Here is a 19,677-nt window from a genome sequence, read left to right as displayed (position 1 = left end):
CCTTGTCCGAGCAGAAGATCGCGACCACCGACGGGGGTGCTCCGGTACCGAGTGTGGAGCACTCACTGTCGGTGGGACCAGACGGCCCATTGCTGCTGCAGGATCACTACCTGATCGAGCAGATGGCCAATTTCAACCGCGAACGCATCCCGGAGCGCCAGCCGCACGCCAAGGGCGGGGGTGCGTTCGGGCATTTCGAGGTCTCAGGCGATGTCAGCAAGTACACCAGGGCGGCATTTTTGCAGCCGGGCGCCAAGACCGACACCCTGATCAGGTTTTCGACGGTGGCCGGCGAGCGTGGCAGCCCAGACACCTGGCGTGATCCCCGCGGCTTTGCGCTGAAGTTCTACACCTCCGAGGGCAACTTCGACATGGTGGGAAACAACACCCCGGTCTTTTTCCTGCGGGATCCGATGAAGTTCCAGAATTTCATCCGCAGCCAGAAGCGCATGCAAGCCACCAATCTCCGTGACCACCACATGCAGTGGGACTTCTGGACGCTGGTGCCGGAATCGGCGCACCAGGTGACGTGGCTGATGGGAGACCGTGGCATCCCGAAGTCGTGGCGCCACATGAACGGCTACTCCAGCCACACCTACAGCTGGGTCAATGCCGATGGCGAACTCTTCTGGGTCAAGTACCACTTCAAGACCGACCAGGGCGTCGAGTTCATGACCCAGGACGAGGGCGACCAGATGGCCGGTGAGGACGGCGACTACCACCAGCGTGATCTCTACGACTCGATCCAGGGTGGCAACTTCCCGAGTTGGTCGCTGAAGGTGCAGATCATGCCGTTCGAGGAGGCAAAGACATACCGCTTCAACCCCTTTGACCTCACCAAGGTGTGGCCGCACGGAGACTACCCATTGATCGACGTCGGCAAGCTGGTGCTGGATCGCAATGTCGAGGACTACCACGCGCAGATCGAGCAGGCGGCCTTCGAGCCCAACAACATCGTTCCCGGCACCGGCTTGAGCCCGGACAAGATGCTGCTGGCGCGCGGGTTCTCCTACGCCGACGCGCACCGTGCCCGGCTCGGGGTCAACTACAAGCAGATCCCCGTCAACGAACCCCACGTCGAGGTGCACAGCTACAGCAAGGACGGAGCGATGCGGATTCGCAACGCAACAGATCCGGTGTATGCACCGAACTCGATGGGAGGACCGGTGGCCGATGCGCGGCGTGCTGCCGAAGCGCACTGGGTCTCCGACGGTGACATGGTGCGGACGGCATACACACTGCGAGCCGAGGATGACGACTGGGGTCAGGCCGGCACACTGGTGCGCGACGTGCTCGACGACGATCAACGAGACCGACTGGCGCAGAACATCATCGGCCACGTCTCCAAGGGTGTCAAGGAGCCGGTGCTGTCACGGGTGTTCGAGTACTGGCGCAACGTCGACCCCGATCTGGGTAAGAAGATCGAGGACGGCGTGCGTAATCCGAGTTAGCGGTCCTGACCGGCGTACGGCAGCAGCGCCATCTCGCGCGCGTTCTTGATCGCGGTAGCGACTTGGCGCTGCTGCTGCACTGTCAGTCCGGTGACGTTACGTGAGCGGATCTTGCCCTTCTCGGAGATGAACACTCGCAGAGCGTTGGTGTCCTTGTAGTCAACGGACTCCAGGCCCATGCTCTTCAGTAGATTCTTCCTGGGCCGCTTGGTATCCGGGGCGGGGCGGGGTCTGCGAGCCATCACCAGCTCGACTTCCGGACGCCGGGCAGTTCGCCCCGGTGGGCCATTTCGCGCACCCGGACGCGGGACAACCCGAACTTGCGCAGATGTCCGCGTGGGCGGCCGTCGGCGACGTCGCGGTTGCGCACGCGGACCGCACTGGCATCTCTGGGCTGGCGAGCCAGCTCGGCCTGAGCTTGGGCCCGCTGTTCGGCAGAGGTGTTCGGGGACTTGATGATCCGCTTGAGCTCGGCGCGCCGCTCCGCGTAGCGGGCCACGATCACCCGGCGTTGCTCGTTCTTGACGATCTTGGACAGCTTGGCCACGGATCAGCGCTCCTCGCGGAATTCGACGTGGCGGCGCACCACCGGGTCGTACTTGCGGATGACCAGGCGGTCGGGATCGTTTCGGCGGTTCTTGCGTGTCACGTAGGTGTAGCCAGTGCCGGCGGTCGAGCGCAGTTTCACCACCGGCCGGATGTCGGTGCTCTTGGATGCCATCAGATCTTCTGCCCTTCGTTGCGTAACCGGGCCACCACGGATTCGATGCCGTCGCGGTCGATCACTTTCATGCCTTTTGTGCTGACCCGCAGCCGGATTCGGCGATCTTCCGACGGCAGGTAATACGTCTTGAGTTGGATGTTCGGGGTCCAGCGCCGACGTGTGCGCCGGTGTGAATGCGACACGGTGTTCCCGAACGCCGGTGCGCGTCCGGTGACCTGGCAGATCGCGGACATCAGTCCGTCACCTCACTTATTGAGAATCGTTTTCGACAAGCGTCGCAGTGCACTGTAACGTGAACGCCGGTCAGATGAAAATGATTCCCGATAATGGAGGTGGGTATGCGGACGCCGGTGGTGCTGGTCGCGGGTCTGGGTGACGCCGATGCGACGACGGGGGTACTGCTGCAGCAGTCGGGGACACTGGCGGTGACGCACCGATTCGACGGCCATGTCGTCCGGCGCAGCCTGACCACCAGTCAGCATGGCATCCTGACCACTGCGGAAGCGGCGCTGGAACTGGCACACGGCTGCGTCTCCTGCACCATCCGCAACGATCTGTTGATCCTGCTGCGCAGGCTGCATCGCCGCGAGGACGTGGCCCGCATCGTTGTGCAACTGCCGCCGGAGATGGAACCCGAGCCGGTGTGCTTCGCGATCAACCGCGTGCCGGTGCGAGTCGGACCCGGCTACCTCGACGGGCCGGCCGCACGTGATGTTCGAATCCATGCCGTCGTGGTCTGCATCGACGCCGACACCTGGTTGGCCAAGTCGCTCGGTGACGAGGAGCTGCCCGACGGCCGCACCGAGGCTCAGGTGGTGGTGTGCCAGGCGGAGTTCGCGGACGTGCTGGTGGTGGAGCGTCCGCAGCCGGTAGAGCTCGCGGTGCTGCGGCGGCTGTCGCCCAGGGCGCGGATCACCAGCGGCGCCGACCGTGTGGAGATGGCGCTGGCCAACCTGGAACCGGACAGCCGTTGCGGGCGCAGCGATCATCCGCACGGGCCGCTGCTGGCGGGGCAGCCGCCCTTGGCGGCCGAGGGGCCGGTGAAGCTGGTCGAGTTCACCGCACGACGCCCGTTCCACCCCCGTCGCCTACACGACGCCCTGGACCGGCTGCTCGACGGTGTGGTTCGCGCAAGAGGGCGGCTGTGGCTGGCCAACCGCTCCGAGCATGCCATGTACCTCGAGTCCGCAGGTGGGGGGCTTCGGGTGAGCAACGCCGGGAAGTGGCTGGCGGCAATGACTTCCAGTGAGGTGGCCTACGTGGACCCGGAACGCCGTGCGTTTGCCGACCTGATGTGGGAATACCGCTTCGGCGACCGGCACACGTCGATGGCCGTACTGGTCTGTGGCGCCGACCCCGCAGAAATACTGGCTTCGTTACACAATGCGCTGCTCACCGATGACGAGATGAACCGGCCGAACGGCTGGACCGACTACGAGGATCCGTTCGGTGACTGGCATGCCGAACCCTGCTCCGACGCAACGACATCCGATCTGGCTACCGAAGGCCTACGCACCTCCGAAGGAGACCGATGAAAGCAGATATCCATCCCGACTACCACCCGGTGGTCTTCCAGGATGCCACCACCGGCAAGACATTCCTCACCCGATCGACGGTCACCAGCACTCGCACCATCGAATGGGAAGGGCACACCTACCCGTTGGTGATCGTCGACGTCACCTCCGACTCCCATCCGTTCTGGACCGGGGGAACCCGCATCCTCGACAAGGCGGGACAGGTGGAGAAGTTCCGCAAGCGATTCGGGGAACGCCGAAAGCCCTGAGACGGAAGCGTCTCAACCCATGTGATCTGCAAGGTGCGACTGTACGCAGTGGCGAAACGCTGTCAGCAGGGCGTTGCGGTCTTCTTCACGAGTGACCAGCACGACATGGCTGGGGTCAACGCCGAGCAGGGGAATCATCACAACATCGGGGCGTAGGCGGACGGTGGCCGGCACGATCGCCACAGCCTCTCCGGTGGCGACGAATTCCATCTTGTCCTCGGGTGCACGAGCCAAGGGCCCGGTGGGGGCAGCTCGTCCGTCGGGGCGGGGATCGATGCGCCAGAACGCGTTCCATGCAGCGTCTGACACCTGGGGCATTGGTTCGTCGGCGATGTCGTCGATGGTGACCGCCGCGCGGCCGGCCAGGCGATGGCCGACGGACACCACAAGGGCACGCGGCTCGGCAAACAAGATCGTCTGGTGTAACCCGCTGGTGCTCACTGGCGTACGCGTGACCACAGCGTCCACGCTGTGATCGAGCAGTGCTTCGCGAGGCCGGTCCCAACCTACGTGCAAGGTGTGGACCTCGCTGTCCGGAGTCCACTGCCGCAGCGCCTGTACGGCCGGGGTGATGAGCAGGTCGCCGGTGTATCCGATAGTGATCCGGCTCGGTTCCGCAGCGCGCGCGGCGGCTGCAGCCCGATTGGCGGAGTGCAGAAGTGCGATGGCATGGGGTAGGAACGCCTCGCCCGCTTCGGTGAGCCGGCTTCCGCGGGGGGTGCGGTCGAAGAGTCGGACGCCGATCTGCCTCTCCAAGCTGCGGATCTGCCGGCTCAGCGAGGGCTGAGTGATGTGCAACTGCTCGGCGGCGCTCGTGAATCGGCGTTGCTCCGCCAGGACGGTGAAGTACCGCACCAGCCGCATGTCGAGATCCAGCCTCGCCGGCCCATCGTCCACTCCAGCAGGGTACCGGGGTAGTCGGCGTCGTCGCGCTGACGTGCGGTTATGCCCGAATCGGATGGTGCGATACGGATCAGGCTTTGGATGTGAGCCGGTCCAACACTGCATGGTGGGGGTCCGTGCAGTGTTGAAGGAGAACTCACCGTGCTCAAGGACTTCGCCGGCAAGACCGTTCTGATCACCGGATCGACCAGCGGCATCGGCCGAGAAGCTGCCTGTCAGTTCGCGGAACGCGGTGCCCGTGTCATCGTCACCGGCCGGAACTCGACCCGCGGTGAGGAGACCGTCGCCGCGATCTCCGACCGCGGTGGGGTGGCGAACTTCCTCCCCGCAGACCTTGGCGCCGCCGATGATGTGCGCTCACTCGCTCGTCAGGCAATCGGCATCGGAGACGGCCACGTCGATGTCCTGGTGAACAACGCCGCCCTCATCACGCGGGAACCCACTACAGATGTCCGCTCGCCTGACTTCAACAGCGTCATGGCCGTCAACGTCCTGGCACCGCTGCTGTTGGTTGGTGCGTTGGCTCCAGGAATGGTCGGACGAGGGCAGGGCGCAATCGTCAATGTCAGCACCATCGTGGCCAACCTCGGCATGTCCGGGTTTCCTCTCTACGGTTCCAGCAAAGCTGCACTGCAGGCACTGACGAAGGCCTGGGCTGCGGAGTTCGGCGCCGCCGGGGTCCGGATCAACACCGTATGTCCCGGGCCAACCCGCACCGAGGCGATGGCCGGCCACGACGACATGCTGGCAGCGACCGCCGCGCAGGCGCCTGCCAACCGCGTTGGCACGCCGCAGGACATCGCGCGGGCTATCGTCTTTCTCGCATCGCCGGAAGCCGGCATGGTCCACGGCGCCCTACTGCCGGTTGATGGTGGCCGACTCGCCGTCTGAAGATCTCGAACCGCCGTCAGTACACGTCGCGGACGTAACGCTTCTCGCGCTTGAGGTCGTTGACGTATTCGGTGGCCTGCTCGTCGGTCATGCTGCCGTGTTCGGCGATGATGTCATGCAGCGCCTTGTCGACGTCCTTGGCCATCCTGGTGGCGTCACCGCAGACGTAGAAATGGCCGCCGTTCTGCAACCACGCGAACAGATCGGCGCCGTGGGTCAGCATCCGGTGCTGCACGTACACCTTTTGGGCCTGATCGCGAGAAAAGGCCAGATCCAGGCGGTTCAGCAGACCCGAGTCGCTCCAGCCGGTCAGCTCGTCGGCATAGATGTAGTCGTGCTCTCGGTGCTGATCTCCGAAGAACAGCCAGTTGTCCCCATTGGCACCGCGGCGTTCCCGCTCTTGCAGGAAGGCGCGGAACGGGGCGATGCCGGTGCCGGGGCCCACCATGATCATCGGCGCGCTGTCGTCGGCGGGCACGCGGAAGGACTTGTTGGGCTGTAGAAAGATCTTGGCTCCCGTACCGCGGTCGGCCAGGAACGTCGAACAGACACCACCACGCTCTCGGCCCGCACTCTGGTAGCGCACCGCGGCGACGGTCAGATGGATGCGGTCGGGGTGGGCAAGCGGGCTCGAGGAGATCGAATACGCCCGGTGCTGAAGCGGTTTGAGCAGTCCGATGAACTCCTCGATACTCAGCTGATCACCGCCGATGCGCAGGATGTCGAGGATGTCCTTGCCCCACAGCCAGCGATCCAACGTCTCCTTCACGCCGCCGCGCAGCACGTAGGAGAACTCCTCGTTCTCGGCGCGGCTCTCCACCTCGCCCAACAGATCCTTCGACGGTGCGCTGATCTCGTAGCGATTCCCCAGCAGCTCGCCAAGGGGTTCCCCGTCCACCAGGGTGTCCACCGACACCCGGAAGTGATCGGCGATTGCTTCCACCAGGGCCGGGTCGTTCTCCGGGATCACCGACAGCGCGTCGCCGGCTTCGTAGGTGATGCCACTGTCGGCAAGCGCGAACTCGAAGTGCCGGATCTCCTTGTCCGACTGCGGTCCCGACAACAAGCGGTTGACAGCCACTTCGGCCGGGAAGGGGTTCTTGCGGGTCCATCCGGAGCGGGCCGCGATGCTGGGCGGCGGTGTGCTGGGTATGCCGCTGGCACCGGTGAGGCTGACCAGACTGCCCACCGCGGACTGCACCCACTCGGCGGCCGGAGCTTCGTAGTCGATATCGCAATCGACGCGCCCCACCAGGCGGGTGGCGCCGAGCTGCTCGAGTCTGGTGTCGAACAGCTTGCCCGCGTGACAGAACCCGTCGTAACTGGTGTCGCCGAGGGCAAGCACCCCGTAGGACACACTCTCCAGCCGCGGTGCGGTGCTGGCTGACAGTGCCTCCCAGAACAATTCGGCGTTGTCGGGCATCTCGCCCTCGCCGTAGGTGGAGGTGACGATCAGCACGTGATTGAGTCCGGCGAACTCGTCGAGTTCGATCTCGTCGAGGCCGCTGACCGTGACGTCGAACCCCTGCAACTTGGCCGCGGCAGCAGCGTCGTTGGCCACTCCCTCGGCGTTGCCGGTCTGCGTGCCGTAGAGGATCCGCAGCGGTGGGCGGGGTCCTTCGACCTCGCCGGTGACCGGCGGCGGCGCCGTCATGTTCATGGCTACACGAGAGTGCAGACCTGCCAGGAATCCCGAGATCCAGGCGCGCTGGTCTTCGTTGAACGGGGCGTCTTCGGGAATGTAGGCGATCTTCATGGGACCTTCACGGGGGTTTTCGCCGCAGTCTCGGGTGCCAATCCCGCTGCGACGGTCGGAATGGTCTTACAGGCGAAGAGCTCCTCGAAGGACGGCAGCCTGCCGATCTTCTCGATGTTCTTCGCGGTCTGGTGCAGGATCCAGCCGTAGGTGCCGGGGCTGTCCATCGACAACACGTTGCGCTGGGTCAACGCTTCCTTGTAGTCGGTGATGCGCTTGTTGGCTATCAGCACCGCGAGGTCCTCGTCGGGGAAGATCTCGATGGCTTCGCGGGCGTACTTCTGCAGCTTGTTGACCAGGAAGAAGTCCTGGGTCAGCACCAGGTTGCGCACCGCCTTGCCGATTCGTGGGTCGGTGACGTCGGTGACACCGGGTGTGCGCACGAGTGCCAGCTGCTGAGCCATGTTCAGCACCGTGTAAGTGTTGAGCAGCGCGAACATCTCCTCGGTGTCCGTGTCGCCGTACCCCGGCACCGATCCGCCGTGCACCAGCTTCTGGTCGCGGTAGGACCTCTTGAACTTGTGCACCTGATAGCCGGCCAGCGCGGTCGCCAGCTCATCGAGCAATTCCTTGCGGGTCTTGGCCGACAGGATGGCATCGGAGTCCTGGTACTGCAGCAGCGCCCGCGGCATCACGAACACGACATGCTGGCGGGTGGTGGCCCAACCTTCCAGCAGCGCCCTGGCTTTGGTGGATCCGGTGGCTTCGGCATGCCATTCCAGCAGCGTGCGCGCGGCGACCTCGTGGAAGGGTGCCTCGCTGATCGGCGCCAGCACCACCGAGTCGGAGCTGACCTTGGTGGCGAGTTCGCCGGCGGGGTCGTACTGGTAGAGGAAGCCGCCGCTCATGCCGTTGGCGACACCCTTGCCGAACTCGCCGATGTTGAACACCGCGCCGTTGGTCATGTATTCGCAGAGGAATTCGCCGACACCCTCGACCACCGCGGTGGCACCCGAGTTGCGCACCGCGAACCGGTCACCGGCCTCACCTTCGACGAACAGCCGTCCTCCGGAGGCACCGAACAACGCGAAGTTGCCCACCAGCACGTTGCCGCCCGGGGTCTCCGCGCCGCCGCCGGGAGAGCGCACCGTGATGGTGCCGCCGCAGGCGCTCTTGCCCACCCCGTCGTTGCAGGTGCCGGTGTGGGTCATGGTCATTCCGTCGTTGCAGAACGCACCGTAGCTCTGGCCCGCGGAGCCGGTGGTGGTGATGAGCACGCTGTCGGGCGCCAGATACCTCCGGCCGCGGTCATCGGTGAACACCGCAGAACCCTGCGCACCTTCGTGATTGAGCATCCGTTCGATGTCGATGGCCAACTGCCCGCCGACGCTCTTGTCGCCGTTGGTCAGCGCCACCGGGTCGAAGGCCACCCCGTCCAGCGACAACCTGCTCAGCAGCGAATCGTCGACCGTGTAGTCCTTCTCCATGTAGATCGGGTTCTCGACCACGAACTCCTCGGCCACCTCCAGCATGGCGCGCAGGTCCAGGCGACCGATGCTGGAGGGATGCTCGAGCAAATGCAGCAGATCGCTGCGGCCGCGGGCGGCGCGCAGTGATGGCAGACCCAGGGTGGCCAGGATCTCGCGCACCTCGTGGGAGATGTTCAGCAGGTACTGCGCCAGTGCTCGTGGATCACCTTCGAACGCTTCGGCATTGGTGGTCAGGCCGGCCGGGCACTTGATGTTGCAGTTCTTGGCCATCACGCACTTGAGCATCATCAGCGCGGTGGTGCCGAACTCGAAGCTGTCGCCTCCCAGCAGCGCGGACTTGATGACGTCACTGGCCGTCTGGTGTGCACCGGAGCAGCGCAGCACCACCTTCTGCCGGATACCGTTGGCGCACAACGCCTGATGGACCTCGGCCACACCGATCTCGGCGGAGCGCCCCGCGTACTTGAGGCTGGTGACAGCCGCTGCGCCGGTGCCGCCGGTGTTGCCCGCGACGTTGATGACGTCCGCACCTGCCTTGGCGACGCCGACGGCGATGGTGCCGATGCCTTCCGACGACACCAGTTTCACGATCACCCGAACCCGGGCGGCCTTGCAGTCGTGGATCAGCTGTGCCAGGTCCTCGATGGAATAGGTGTCGTGATGCGGCGGCGGAGACACCAGCTCGACACCGGGAGTGCCACCGCGCGCCGCGGCGATCTGAACCGTCACCTTGGGTGCCGGAAGCTGGCCGCCCTCACCGGGTTTGGCGCCCTGGCCGATCTTGATCTCGAGCTCACGCAGCATCGGGTCGGCCAGATAGCCCGCCCACACGCCAAAACGGCCGGAGGCGAACTGCTTGATCCGCGAGCCGCGGATGGTGCCGTAGCGGGTGATGTGTTCACCGCCCTCACCGCAGTTGGACAACCCGCCCACCATGTTGGTGCCGTGAGCCACCGCCTCGTGGGCCGGGGCCACCAGAGCGCCGTGGCTCATCGCGCCGGAGGTCAGCGTCGCGGCGATCTCGTTGGCGGGCTGCACCTCTGACAGTGGGATGGAGTCCGGGGCGCTGCGGATTCTGCGCAGGTACTCGGCGGCCGCGCCGGTGGCGCGAAGCCACAGCCGGTCGCCGATGACTTCGCTGTCGAGGATCTCGTCGTCGAAACGCTCAGCCAGGGAGAAGGCCAATGCGTCGAGCCGTTGCGGGCCCTGGCTCAGCCGCAGGGTGAACTCGTCGCCGTGACTCTCGCAGCTCAAACCGCGCACCTGGAAGGTGTTGTTGCCGCCCTGCGCGAACTGTCCCATCTCCGAGGTGAACTCGTCGGCGGTGTGCAGGAAGTTCACGTCGGCGGGCAGCGCCAAGACGTCGCGCAGAGCCGCAGGCCTGCGGGTGCGTTCGGCGTTCATCGCGAAGACGAAGGCACGGTAGCCCGGTGTGATGTCGAAGCTGTTGATGGCCCGCGGCGTCAACTCCTCGAAGCTGTTGTTGCGATAGGCCTCGTCGTTCAGACCGAAGGCCCCCTCCAATTGGTGCAGTGGCAGCCCACGCAGGAATGCGGGGTCGGCCATGCCCGGATTGTCGGGACGGGCTTCGTCGTCGAAGCTGATGGACTCCTCGGTCATGTCGACGAATCCACGAACCGCGGTGGTGCCATAGGAGTGCCCGGCACCTTCGGCGCGTTCCTTGAACAGGCCGAGCAGTGGTACGTCCTTCTCGTCGGCAACCGCCAGTGCACGGGTGTGCCACTCGGCGACCGTGTCGGCCAGGGTGGTGAAACCCACGCCCGCGACGGGAGACACGACGTTGGGGAAGTAGCGCTTGAGCACCGGGTCGCCGGTGTCGAGGTAGTTGGGCTCGAAGAACTCGCCGCCGATGTAACTCTCGACGGTGCATAGGCCAACCCGGCCCATGGTTTTCATCAGCGATTTCTCGGCGGCCTTGGCGAACCGCTTGAAGGCCTTCTTGATGCTGTCGTCGTCCGGCCCGAACTTCTCCTCCGCGCGCATCTGCACACCCAGCGGGTACACCGCCGAGGCGCCGAAGCCCAGCGCCGTGGCCACGTGGTGCGACGAGCAGATCTGACCGCTCTCGGCGATCACCGACACCCGCAACCGCAAACCCTCTTCGATGAGGCGCTGGTTGATCGCCGACATCACGATGGTCAACGGCATTGCGGCACGCACACTTTCGACGTGCCGGTCGGAAACCACGGCAATGCCGCCGGTTTCCCTGGCGAATGCCTCCACGTCATCGCAGAGCGCGTCGATGGCACGTACCAACGCCTCGGCGTTGGCTGCCGGGTCGTCGAGATCGATCCGGTATCGCATCCCGAACCGCTGCACCGGAGTCTGCTTCTGATCACGGATCTTCAGCATCTCCAGATGCGTGAGGATCGGCGAGGGAACCACGATCTGCGGCGCGGGGGCGGCGCCGCTGTTGGGCTTGGCGCCCAGCGCGACCCGCAGCGTCATGCCGTCGGCCTCACGGATGCTGTCCAGCGGCGGGTTGGTCACCTGCGCGAACTTCTGCGAGAAGTAGCGGGCGATGCCGCCCTCGTGGTTGGACAGTGCGTTGATGGCGGCGCCGTATCCCATCGCCGAGATCTTCTCCTGGCCGGTGGCCAGCATGGGATCCATCAGGAACTTGAAGCTCTCCTGGTTCAGCGAGTACGCCACGTAACGCTGGTGGCGGTTCAGGTCGCCGTTGTAGCGTGCCGGGGACAGCTGATCCTCCGGCGGCACCGGCGGCAGGTCGGCGAGGTTCACCCGCGCCTCGGCCAACAGGGTGGGGTAATCATCGCGCGCGGCAAGCATTTCCAGCGCTTCAGTGGTGCTGTAGGAGCGGCCCGCGCTGTGGTCGTAGTACAGCATGCCGCCGGCCTCGATCCGCCCGCGGGTGAGCACTTCTTCGGGGGGAAGTAGACCTGGCCGGCCTCGGACATCACGCCCAGGTACTCGGCGGTCTCCACGGTGCGCAGCGGTCGAAGTCCCAGCCGGTCCAGCCGGGCGCCGATGATGGTGCCGTTGCCGAAGATCAGGGCGGCGGGCCCGTCGTTCTTCTCCTCGTAGAGGCTGAAGAACTCGAGCATCGCGCGCACCTGCGGGGACAGCGTGCTGTCGTTCTCCCACGCCGGCGGCATCATGGCGACCACGGCGGACACCACGTCCAGCTCGTCCTCGTAGACCCGGTTCTGCAGCGTCTGATCCAGGCGACAGCTGTCGGACTGTCCCAGCGGTCGGACGATGGACCGGTTGCGGGCGCGGGCGATCGCGTTGTCGGACAGCCGGTTTTTCTTGTCGGTGTTAAGTTCGCCGTTGTGGGCCATCAACCGAAACGGCTGGGCCATCATGGCGTTGGGCACCGTGTTGGTGGAGAAGCGGGTGTGGAAGAACATCGAGTGCACTTCCATCCGCGGGTCGGACAGGTCGGTGAAGTAGGGCACCACTTCGCCTGAGTTCAGGCGGCCCTTGAGCACCTGGGTGCGGGCCGACAGCGACAGCGGGTAGAGGCCCAGTAATTCGGCGCGGGTGTAGGCGATGGCCTCGATGGCCATCAGCGCGTCGTGGATGTCGCGGTCCGAGGTGGTGAGAAAGACCCACTGCCGGATGGGGAGTTGATACTTCACGGCGGCCGGTCGGATGGCGGAGTTGTCCACGGGCACATCGCGTTTGAGAAGAATCTCGAGGCCGTGCGTCTCCAGAGCCGCCTCGATCACGGCCTCGGCCTCATCGTGGAAGGCCGGATCGGTGGGCAGGAAGAAGTTGCCCACGCCGAACTGACCCAACCGCAGATCGGGGCGCGACGTCAGTTCGCTGAAGAATCGCAGGGACAGATCGAGGTTGACCCCGGCGCCGTCGCCGACACCTTCGGATGACATGCCGCCGCGGTGGGGTACTGCGCACAGTGCCTCGTGCAGCTTGCGGACGACCTCATGGGTCTGCACGCCATCTTTGCGGGTGAGGAAGCCGACACCGCAGCTGCTGTGCTCGGTATCGGGGTTGTACAAACCGCTCAAGCCAGGTTCTCCTGCCAAATCCAGCGCGGACGACACATCCGTCGAGGTGGTGCGCGCCGTTGCGCCGCCCTTCGCAGGCAGCAACCATCGCCGCCTAACGGCCAGGCGAGCCTAGCCTAACTTCAGGGCACGATTCCGGGCCGGGTGCGCGCTGGTCGCGGGCCCGGAGACGAGAACCGGGTCCGAGCGTAGCTGGCATGATCGAAAACATGAGCATCGAAGTGGTGTACACCGCAGAGTCAACAGCCTCCGGCGGCGGCCGCGACGGCCACGTGAAGTCCACGGACGGCAAGATCGATCTCGACACGCGTCCGCCCAAGGAGATGGGTGGTAGCGGTGAGGGCGTCAACCCTGAGCTGCTGTTCTCCGCCGGTTATGCGGCGTGTTTCCTGGGTGCACTGCGCCTGGTCGCCAAGAACGAGAAGATCGGCATCGACGATGCCAGCGGGATCACGGCCCAGATCGGTTTCGGCAAATCCGTAGACGACCCAGCGGGCGGGTTCGGGTTCACCGCGCACCTGGTGGGCTACCTACCTGGGCTGGAGCAGAACGTCGCCGACGACCTGATGGAGAAGGCGCACGGTGTCTGCCCGTACTCCAAGGCCACCCGCGGCAACATCGACGTGACGCTGACTGCGAAGGTCTGACGTGCGCGGCGTCGCCATGGCTGCCCTGGGTGTCCTTCCGCTGATGCTGGCGGCTCCGGCCGCCGCACGGCCGTCGGACCCCGGGGTGGTGAACTACGCCGTCATGGGCAAGGGCTCGGTGGGCAACATCGTCGGCGCGCCCATGACGTTCGAGTCGGTCTTCACCAACCCGGTCCAGGCCTTCACGGTCAACATTCCCGCCTGCAACAACTGGGCCGATATCGGCCTTCCCGAGGTGTTCAACGACCCCGATCTGGCGTCGTTCAACGGCGCCACCACGCAGACGTCGGCCACCGACGTCACACACCTGGTCAAACAGGCTGTCGGGGTGTTCGCCAACAATGACGCGGCGTCGGCAGCCTTTCGAAGAGTCACCGACCGCACTGTCGGATGTTCGGGGCAGACTGCGGTGATGGGTTTCGGCAACGGCACCTCGCAGGTGTGGAGCTTCACCGGTGGCGCGCCGGGGGCGGCAGAGGCGTCGTGGGTGAAACAGGAAGCGGGCACCGACCGTCGGTGCTTCACCACGACCCGACTGCGGGAGAATGTTCTGCTGCAGGCGAAAGTGTGTCAGTCGGGCAACGGTGGCCCTGCCGTCAATGTGCTGGCAGGAGCCATCCAGAACAGTCTGGGCCAATAATCTGCTGGTTGGCTGGTCTGTGGCGGGGTATCTGTCAGCACAATGTCAGCTGCTAAACCCGCGAACTTGTCGGTGCCCTCGCTCAAGATGGAACCATGACGTTTGTCGTCACCTCGGTGCAGTCGGCTTCGCGGCCGCTGGTGGACTCCGCCGACGCAGCCCAGTACATCGCCGAAGGCAGCTTCGCCGACGCTCCGCTGGGTCGAGTGGGTCTCGAGATCGAAGCGCACTGTTTCGACCGGGCTGACCTGCGCCGCCGTCCGTCCTGGGAGCAGATCACCGCCGTCATCGACAACCTGCCCACGCTGCCCGGTGGCAGCGCGGTCACCGTGGAGCCCGGCGGTGCCGTCGAACTGTCCGGCCCGCCGCTGGCCGGAGCGCTGCCCGCCATCACGGCCATGGCCGCTGACCGCGCCGTCCTCGACGCGGCCTTCGCCGACGCGGGCCTGGGGCTCGTGCTGCTGGGCGCCGACCCGCTGCGCCCGCCGCATCGCGTCAACCCCGGTCCGCGGTACCAGGCCATGGAACAGTTCTTCACCGCCAGCGGCACCGCCGAAGCTGGTGCCGCCATGATGACGTCCACCGCCTCCATCCAGGTCAATCTCGACGCAGGGCCGCGCTCCGGCTGGGCGGCACGGGTTCGATTGGCACACGCCCTCGGGCCCACCATGATCGCCATTGCCGCCAATTCGCCACTGCGCAGCGGACACTTCACCGGCTGGGTGTCCTCGCGCCAGCAGGTGTGGGGGCAACTCGACTCGGCGCGCTGCGGTCCCATCCTGGGTCTGAGCGCCGATGACCCGGCCTCCGAATGGGCGCGCTACGCGCTCAAGGCGCCGGTGATGTTGGTGCGTTCCGGTGAGCAGGCCAGCCCGGTTCTGGACTGGGCGCCGTTCGCCGAGTGGGCCGACGGCAGCATCCCCCTCGCGGGCCGGCGTCCCACCACCGCCGATCTCGACTATCACCTGACCACGCTGTTCCCGCCCGTGCGTCCGCGCCGCTGGCTGGAGATCCGCTATCTCGACAGCCTGCCGGACGCGCTGTGGCCTGCGGTGGCGCACACCATGACCACGCTGCTCGATGACCCGGTGGCCGCTGACCTGGCCGCGGAGACGGTGGAACCGGTTGCCGCCGCATGGGACACCGCGGCGCGGGCCGGGCTGGCTGACCGGCACCTGGGGGAGGCAGCCCGCCGGTGCGTGCAGATCGCCGCGGATCGCGCGCCTCAGGAATTGATCGAGACGATGCAGCTGTTGGTCGACTTGGTGGATCAGGGCCGCAGCGCCGGAGACCAGTTCTCCGATGCCGCGGTGCGCCTGGGCATCAACGCCGCCATCGCCGACCTGTGGCAGGAGCACCCGTGAGCACACGAGAGTTGTTGGCCGACGGCCTCACCCGCGCCCGTGAGCGCACCCGCGCCCTGGTGGCCTTCGAGGATGACGAACTGCGCCGCCAGTACCACCCGCTGATGAGCCCGTTGGTGTGGGATCTGGCGCACATCGGCCAGCAGGAGGAGCTGTGGCTGCTGCGCGACGGCAGCCTCGACGTTCCCGGGCTGCTGCCCGCCAATGTAGAGGGACTCTACGACGCGTTCGTGCACTCACGCGCCAGCCGGGTGGACCTGCCGCTGCTGTCGCCGGTGCAGGCCCATCGGTATCTCGACACCGTGCGTGCCAAGGCCCTGGATGCGTTGGACGTCCTGGGACCCGACCCTGCCGAGGACGCCTTCCGGTTCGGCCTGGTGATCAGCCACGAGAACCAGCACAACGAGACCATGCTGCAGGCGCTGAGCCTGCGGGTCGGTACTCCGCTGCTGAGCTCCGCGGTGCCGCTGCCGCCGGGTCGCCCCGGTCTGGCGGGCACGTCCGTCGACGTGCCTGCCGGCGAGTTCGTACTGGGTGTCGACACCGCCGACGAACCGTTCTCCCTGGACAACGAGCGGCCGGCACACACCGTGTTCGTTCCCAACTTCCGGATCGGCCGGGTGCCCGTCACCAACGGCGAATGGCGCGCGTTCATCGACGACGGCGGCTACCGGCGCCCTGAGTTGTGGTCGTCCCGCGGCTGGGAGCACCGCACCCAGTCGGATCTGGTGGCGCCCCTGTTCTGGAACGGCGAAGAGTTGCCGGGCACCCGCACCCGGTTCGGGCACGTCGAGACGGTTCCCGACGACGAACCCGTCCAGCACGTCACGTTCTTCGAAGCCGAGGCGTACGCCCGGTGGGCCGGTGCCCGGTTGCCCACCGAAGTCGAGTGGGAGAAAGCGGCGGCGTGGGACCCCGCCGTCGGCCGTCGACGCCGCTTCCCATGGGGATCGGCGCTGCCGTCGGCCGGTTTGGCCAACCTGGGCGGTGAGTCGCTGCGCCCAGCACCGGTGGGTGCCTACCCCGGCGGTGCGTCGGCGTACGGCGCCGAGCAGATGCTGGGTGACGTGTGGGAGTGGACCACCTCGCCGCTGCGGCCGTGGCCGGGTTTCACACCGATGATCTACGACCGTTACAGCGAGCCGTTCTTTGACGGGGACTACCGCGTGCTCCGCGGCGGCTCATGGGCGGTGGCCTCCGACATCCTGCGCCCCAGTTTCCGCAACTGGGATCACCCGATCCGGCGCCAGATCTTCTCTGGTGTCCGATTGGCCTGGGACCTGTAGATGTGTCGTCATCTCGGCTGGCTCGGCACGCCGGTGTCCGTGTCCAGCCTGATCCTGGAGCCACCGCATGGCCTGCGGGTGCAGTCGTACGCGCCGCGGCGGCAGAAGCACGGCACCATGAACGCCGACGGCTGGGGTGTCGGCTTCTTTGACGGTGCGGTGCCGCGACGCTGGCGCGGGGCCTGCCCGCTGTGGGGTGACGCCTCGTTCGCCTCGGTGGCCCCGGCACTGTCGAGTTCATGTGTGGTGGCCGCGGTCCGGTCGGCCACCATCGGCATGCCCATCGACGTCAGTGCCGCGGCGCCGTTCACCGACGGGCACTGGCTGTTGTCGCACAACGGGGTGGTGGACCGGTCCGTCGTGCCGGCTGCACCGGGCGCCGAGTCGGTGGTGGACAGCGCGCTGTTGGCGGCACTGATCTTCCGCAACGGGCTGGATCAGCTGGGGGCCACGATCGCCGAGGTGGGTGCCGCTGATCCGAGCGCGCGGCTGAACATCCTGGCTGCCAACGGCTCTCGACTGCTGGCCACCACGTGGGGTGACACTCTGTCGGTGCTGCGTCGCCGAGACGGTGTGGTCCTGGCCAGTGAACCCTACGACGACGACCCGGAGTGGGAGGACATCCCGGACTGCCACCTCGTCGACGTCCGAGACGGCACCGTCACCGTCACCGCGCTGTAGAAGGGAACATCCATGACAAGCCACACCACGGTATCGGTCGCCAACCACCTGGCCGCTGACCACGCCGCCCAGGCCCTGCGCCACGATGTCCGCTCGGGCCTGAGTGCCAACCCCAAATCGCTTCCGCCCAAATGGTTCTACGACGCCGTGGGCAGCGATCTGTTCGATCAGATCACCCGGCTGCCCGAGTACTACCCCACCAGGGCCGAGGCCTCCATCCTGGCCGATCGCGCAGCCGAGATCGCTGCCGCCAGTGACGCCGACACCCTGGTGGAACTCGGCAGCGGCACCTCGGAGAAAACCCGGATGTTGTTGGACGCCATGCGGGACCGCGGCGCGTTACGCCGCTTCATCCCCTTCGACGTGGACTCCTCGGTGCTGGTGGCCGCAGGTGCGGCACTGGCAGCCGAGTACCCGGGGGTGGACATCGACGCCGTGTGTGGCGATTTCGAGGAGCACCTGGGTGAGATTCCCGGAGGTGGAAGAAGGCTTTTCGCATTCCTGGGCTCCACCATCGGCAACCTCACACCCGGGCCGCGGGCACAGTTCCTGTCGTCGCTGGCGGCCGTGATGAACGCCGGAGACACCCTGCTGCTGGGTACCGACCTGGTGAAGGACCCAGGTCGCCTGGTCCGCGCGTATGACGACAGCGCCGGGGTTACCGCGGCGTTCAACCGCAATGTGCTGGCGGTGGTGAACCGGGAACTGCACGCCGACTTCGATCTCGAAGCCTTTGCGCACGTTGCCAAATGGAACCCCGCCGAGGAACGCATCGAAATGTGGTTGCGCGCTGTCACCGCACAACACGTGCGCATCGCAGACGTGGATCTGACGGTGGACTTCGACCCCGGCGAGGAAATGCTGACCGAGGTGTCGTGTAAGTTCCGCGCCGACGGAGTGGCTCGTGAGTTGGCTTCTGCCGGACTGCGGCTCACCCAGTGGTGGACCGATGCCCCGGGCGACTTCGGACTGTCCCTGGCGGTCAAATGAGCGTGGAACAGTGGCGGGCAGCCCGACCGGAACCTGCTGGCATCCATCTGGATTCGGCGGCGTGCTCGCGGCAGAGCTTCGCCGTCATCGAAGCCGTCGCGCAACACGCCCGCCACGAAGCCGAGGTGGGTGGCTACATGGCCGCGGTAGCGGCCGAACCCGTGTTGGACGCCGGCCGAAGTGCCATCGCGGCGTTGACGGCGATGACGGCCGACGACGTGGTCTTCACCACCGGTTCCAATCACGCGCTCGATCTGTTGCTTGGTGTATGGCCAGGCCGGCGGACCCTGGCGTGTGTGCCCGGCGAGTTCGGCCCCAATCTGGCCATCATGGCGGCCAACGGTTTTGACGTACGTGCCCTTCCGGTGGACGCCGACGGACGCGTCGTGGTCGAGGCGGCTGCCACCATGCTGACCGCTGCGCCCCCGAGCCTGGTGCACCTGACCGGTGTCGCGAGCCACCGCGGCGTGGCCCAACCCGTGGAAGAACTGACGGCGGCGTGCCGCGCTCTGGGTATCCCGCTCGTGCTCGACGCGGCGCAGGCACTGGGGCAGATCGACTGTGCGGTGGGCGCAGATGCGGTCTACTCGTCGTCGCGCAAGTGGATGGCCGGCCCGCGGGGTGTCGGATTCCTGGCGGTCAAACCTGGGCTTGCGCGCCGGTTGGTTCGGCGCACGCCGCCGGCGTCGTGGGACGTGCCGGTCGGGGTGCTCGAATCCTTCGACCACGTCGAGGCCAACGTCGCTGCTCGCGTGGGCTTTTCTCTGGCAGTTGGTGAGTATCTGGCCGCCGGTCCCGACCAGATGCGGGCCCGGCTCTCCCAGATCGGCAAGACGGTGCGTACAGCGTTGGATGGGGTGGCCGGCTGGCAGGTGAGCGAACCCGTCGACGAACCCACCGCCATCACCACGCTGCGCCCGCCGCCCGGTGTCGACCCCGCGACTGTGCGGCAGTGGCTCATCGAGCATCGTGGCATCGTCACCACCGCTGCCGAAGTGGCCCGCGCACCCTTTGAATTGACCGGTCCGGTGTTACGGGTATCGCCGCACGTCGACGTCACTTCCGAGGACCTGGAGGGCTTTGCCTCGGCGCTCACGGACGCCACTGCCGAAGTATAG

17 protein-coding genes and 1 pseudogene are annotated in these 19,677 nt (G+C 66.3%); 11 read left to right on the top strand and 7 right to left on the bottom strand.

Annotation, left to right across the window (positions count from 1 at the left end; translation table 11 throughout):
* The first annotated feature begins 2 nt into the window (after window positions 1–2).
* Window positions 3–1,451, top strand: a complete 1,449-nt coding sequence (locus BVC93_RS10420; RefSeq protein ID WP_083737102.1) for a catalase — start codon at window positions 3–5, stop codon at window positions 1,449–1,451.
* Here BVC93_RS10420 and rpsR read toward each other — a convergent pair.
* The 4 genes from rpsR to rpmB are packed head-to-tail and all read right to left on the bottom strand — an operon-like array spanning window position 1,448 to window position 2,408.
* The gene (gene rpsR, locus BVC93_RS10415) at window positions 1,448–1,693 is read right to left on the bottom strand and encodes a 30S ribosomal protein S18 (RefSeq protein WP_083737101.1); all 246 of its coding nucleotides are present in this window, start codon (window positions 1,691–1,693) and stop codon (window positions 1,448–1,450) included. The genes BVC93_RS10420 and rpsR overlap by 4 nt on opposite strands.
* Window positions 1,693–1,998, bottom strand: coding sequence for a 30S ribosomal protein S14 (gene rpsN / locus BVC93_RS10410; protein ID WP_083737100.1), 306 nt, complete (start codon window positions 1,996–1,998; stop codon window positions 1,693–1,695). The genes rpsR and rpsN overlap by 1 nt, the downstream gene beginning before the upstream one ends.
* Before the next feature lie 3 nt (window positions 1,999–2,001).
* Window positions 2,002–2,172, bottom strand: coding sequence for a 50S ribosomal protein L33 (gene rpmG / locus BVC93_RS10405; RefSeq protein WP_083737099.1), 171 nt, complete (start codon window positions 2,170–2,172; stop codon window positions 2,002–2,004).
* The gene (gene rpmB / locus BVC93_RS10400; protein ID WP_083737098.1) at window positions 2,172–2,408 is read right to left on the bottom strand and encodes a 50S ribosomal protein L28; all 237 of its coding nucleotides are present in this window, start codon (window positions 2,406–2,408) and stop codon (window positions 2,172–2,174) included. The genes rpmG and rpmB overlap by 1 nt, the downstream gene beginning before the upstream one ends.
* Before the next feature lie 105 nt (window positions 2,409–2,513).
* Between rpmB and mrf the strand changes: the two genes are divergently transcribed.
* Both mrf and BVC93_RS10390 read left to right on the top strand, forming a co-directional pair.
* Window positions 2,514–3,710 (top strand): ribosome hibernation factor-recruiting GTPase MRF, encoded by a 1,197-nt coding sequence (gene mrf / locus BVC93_RS10395; RefSeq protein ID WP_083740951.1) that lies wholly within the window; start codon window positions 2,514–2,516, stop codon window positions 3,708–3,710.
* Window positions 3,707–3,958, top strand: coding sequence for a type B 50S ribosomal protein L31 (locus BVC93_RS10390; RefSeq protein WP_083737097.1), 252 nt, complete (start codon window positions 3,707–3,709; stop codon window positions 3,956–3,958). The genes mrf and BVC93_RS10390 overlap by 4 nt, the downstream gene beginning before the upstream one ends.
* A gap of 12 nt (window positions 3,959–3,970) precedes the next feature.
* Here BVC93_RS10390 and BVC93_RS10385 read toward each other — a convergent pair whose 3' ends face one another.
* Window positions 3,971–4,822, bottom strand: coding sequence for a LysR family transcriptional regulator (locus BVC93_RS10385; protein ID WP_083740950.1), 852 nt, complete (start codon window positions 4,820–4,822; stop codon window positions 3,971–3,973).
* A gap of 180 nt (window positions 4,823–5,002) precedes the next feature.
* Between BVC93_RS10385 and BVC93_RS10380 the strand changes: the two genes are divergently transcribed.
* Window positions 5,003–5,752, top strand: a complete 750-nt coding sequence (locus BVC93_RS10380) for an SDR family NAD(P)-dependent oxidoreductase (RefSeq protein ID WP_197687537.1) — start codon at window positions 5,003–5,005, stop codon at window positions 5,750–5,752.
* Between the two features lie 16 nt (window positions 5,753–5,768).
* On the opposite strand, the gene BVC93_RS10375 is transcribed toward BVC93_RS10380, so the two are convergent.
* Complete coding sequence (locus BVC93_RS10375; protein WP_083737096.1) at window positions 5,769–7,508, bottom strand: sulfite reductase subunit alpha; 1,740 nt, start codon at window positions 7,506–7,508, stop codon at window positions 5,769–5,771.
* A pseudogene (locus BVC93_RS10370) lies at window positions 7,505–12,951 on the bottom strand (glutamate synthase-related protein). Before BVC93_RS10370 ends, BVC93_RS10375 begins: the two are co-directional and overlap by 4 nt.
* Before the next feature lie 209 nt (window positions 12,952–13,160).
* Here BVC93_RS10370 and BVC93_RS10365 point away from each other — a divergent pair.
* The 7 genes from BVC93_RS10365 (at window position 13,161) to egtE (ending at window position 19,677) form a co-directional block, all read left to right on the top strand.
* Window positions 13,161–13,598 (top strand): organic hydroperoxide resistance protein, encoded by a 438-nt coding sequence (locus BVC93_RS10365; protein ID WP_192860254.1) that lies wholly within the window; start codon window positions 13,161–13,163, stop codon window positions 13,596–13,598.
* 16 nt (window positions 13,599–13,614) lie between these two features.
* Window positions 13,615–14,238 carry a sensor domain-containing protein gene (locus BVC93_RS10360; protein WP_083740948.1) on the top strand — a complete coding sequence of 208 codons (624 nt, stop codon included), beginning with the start codon at window positions 13,615–13,617 and terminating at the stop codon, window positions 14,236–14,238.
* Between the two features lie 95 nt (window positions 14,239–14,333).
* Window positions 14,334–15,602 carry an ergothioneine biosynthesis glutamate--cysteine ligase EgtA gene (gene egtA / locus BVC93_RS10355; RefSeq protein WP_083737094.1) on the top strand — a complete coding sequence of 423 codons (1,269 nt, stop codon included), beginning with the start codon at window positions 14,334–14,336 and terminating at the stop codon, window positions 15,600–15,602.
* On the top strand, window positions 15,599–16,888 hold the full coding sequence (egtB, locus tag BVC93_RS10350) for an ergothioneine biosynthesis protein EgtB (protein ID WP_083737093.1): 1,290 nt from the start codon (window positions 15,599–15,601) through the stop codon (window positions 16,886–16,888). The genes egtA and egtB overlap by 4 nt, the downstream gene beginning before the upstream one ends.
* Window positions 16,889–17,569, top strand: a complete 681-nt coding sequence (gene egtC, locus BVC93_RS10345; protein ID WP_083737092.1) for an ergothioneine biosynthesis protein EgtC — start codon at window positions 16,889–16,891, stop codon at window positions 17,567–17,569.
* Window positions 17,570–17,581: 12 nt separating this feature from the next.
* Window positions 17,582–18,559, top strand: a complete 978-nt coding sequence (gene egtD, locus BVC93_RS10340; RefSeq protein WP_083737091.1) for an L-histidine N(alpha)-methyltransferase — start codon at window positions 17,582–17,584, stop codon at window positions 18,557–18,559.
* Window positions 18,556–19,677 (top strand): ergothioneine biosynthesis PLP-dependent enzyme EgtE, encoded by a 1,122-nt coding sequence (gene egtE / locus BVC93_RS10335; RefSeq protein ID WP_083737090.1) that lies wholly within the window; start codon window positions 18,556–18,558, stop codon window positions 19,675–19,677. The genes egtD and egtE overlap by 4 nt, the downstream gene beginning before the upstream one ends.

Source organism: Mycobacterium sp. MS1601 (assembly GCF_001984215.1).
Classification (GTDB): Bacteria; Actinomycetota; Actinomycetes; order Mycobacteriales; family Mycobacteriaceae; genus Mycobacterium.
Note: the sequence above shows the minus strand (reverse complement) of the source record. Positions and strands in the feature narration are given on the sequence as shown.

Excerpts from the sequence above, each read along its gene's own strand:
- rpsR (WP_083737101.1), bottom strand. The coding sequence starts at position 1,693 with ATGGCTCGCAGACCCCGCCCCGCCCCGGATACCAAGCGGCCCAGGAAG.
- rpmG (WP_083737099.1), bottom strand. The coding sequence starts at position 2,172 with ATGGCATCCAAGAGCACCGACATCCGGCCGGTGGTGAAACTGCGCTCG.
- rpmB (WP_083737098.1), bottom strand. The coding sequence starts at position 2,408 with ATGTCCGCGATCTGCCAGGTCACCGGACGCGCACCGGCGTTCGGGAAC.
- mrf (WP_083740951.1), top strand. The coding sequence starts at position 2,514 with ATGCGGACGCCGGTGGTGCTGGTCGCGGGTCTGGGTGACGCCGATGCG.
- BVC93_RS10390 (WP_083737097.1), top strand. The coding sequence starts at position 3,707 with ATGAAAGCAGATATCCATCCCGACTACCACCCGGTGGTCTTCCAGGAT.
- BVC93_RS10385 (WP_083740950.1), bottom strand. The coding sequence starts at position 4,822 with ATGCGGCTGGTGCGGTACTTCACCGTCCTGGCGGAGCAACGCCGATTC.
- BVC93_RS10375 (WP_083737096.1), bottom strand. The coding sequence starts at position 7,508 with ATGAAGATCGCCTACATTCCCGAAGACGCCCCGTTCAACGAAGACCAG.
- BVC93_RS10365 (WP_192860254.1), top strand. The coding sequence starts at position 13,161 with ATGAGCATCGAAGTGGTGTACACCGCAGAGTCAACAGCCTCCGGCGGC.
- BVC93_RS10360 (WP_083740948.1), top strand. The coding sequence starts at position 13,615 with ATGGCTGCCCTGGGTGTCCTTCCGCTGATGCTGGCGGCTCCGGCCGCC.
- egtA (WP_083737094.1), top strand. The coding sequence starts at position 14,334 with ATGACGTTTGTCGTCACCTCGGTGCAGTCGGCTTCGCGGCCGCTGGTG.
- egtC (WP_083737092.1), top strand. The coding sequence starts at position 16,889 with ATGTGTCGTCATCTCGGCTGGCTCGGCACGCCGGTGTCCGTGTCCAGC.
- egtD (WP_083737091.1), top strand. The coding sequence starts at position 17,582 with ATGACAAGCCACACCACGGTATCGGTCGCCAACCACCTGGCCGCTGAC.
- egtE (WP_083737090.1), top strand. The coding sequence starts at position 18,556 with ATGAGCGTGGAACAGTGGCGGGCAGCCCGACCGGAACCTGCTGGCATC.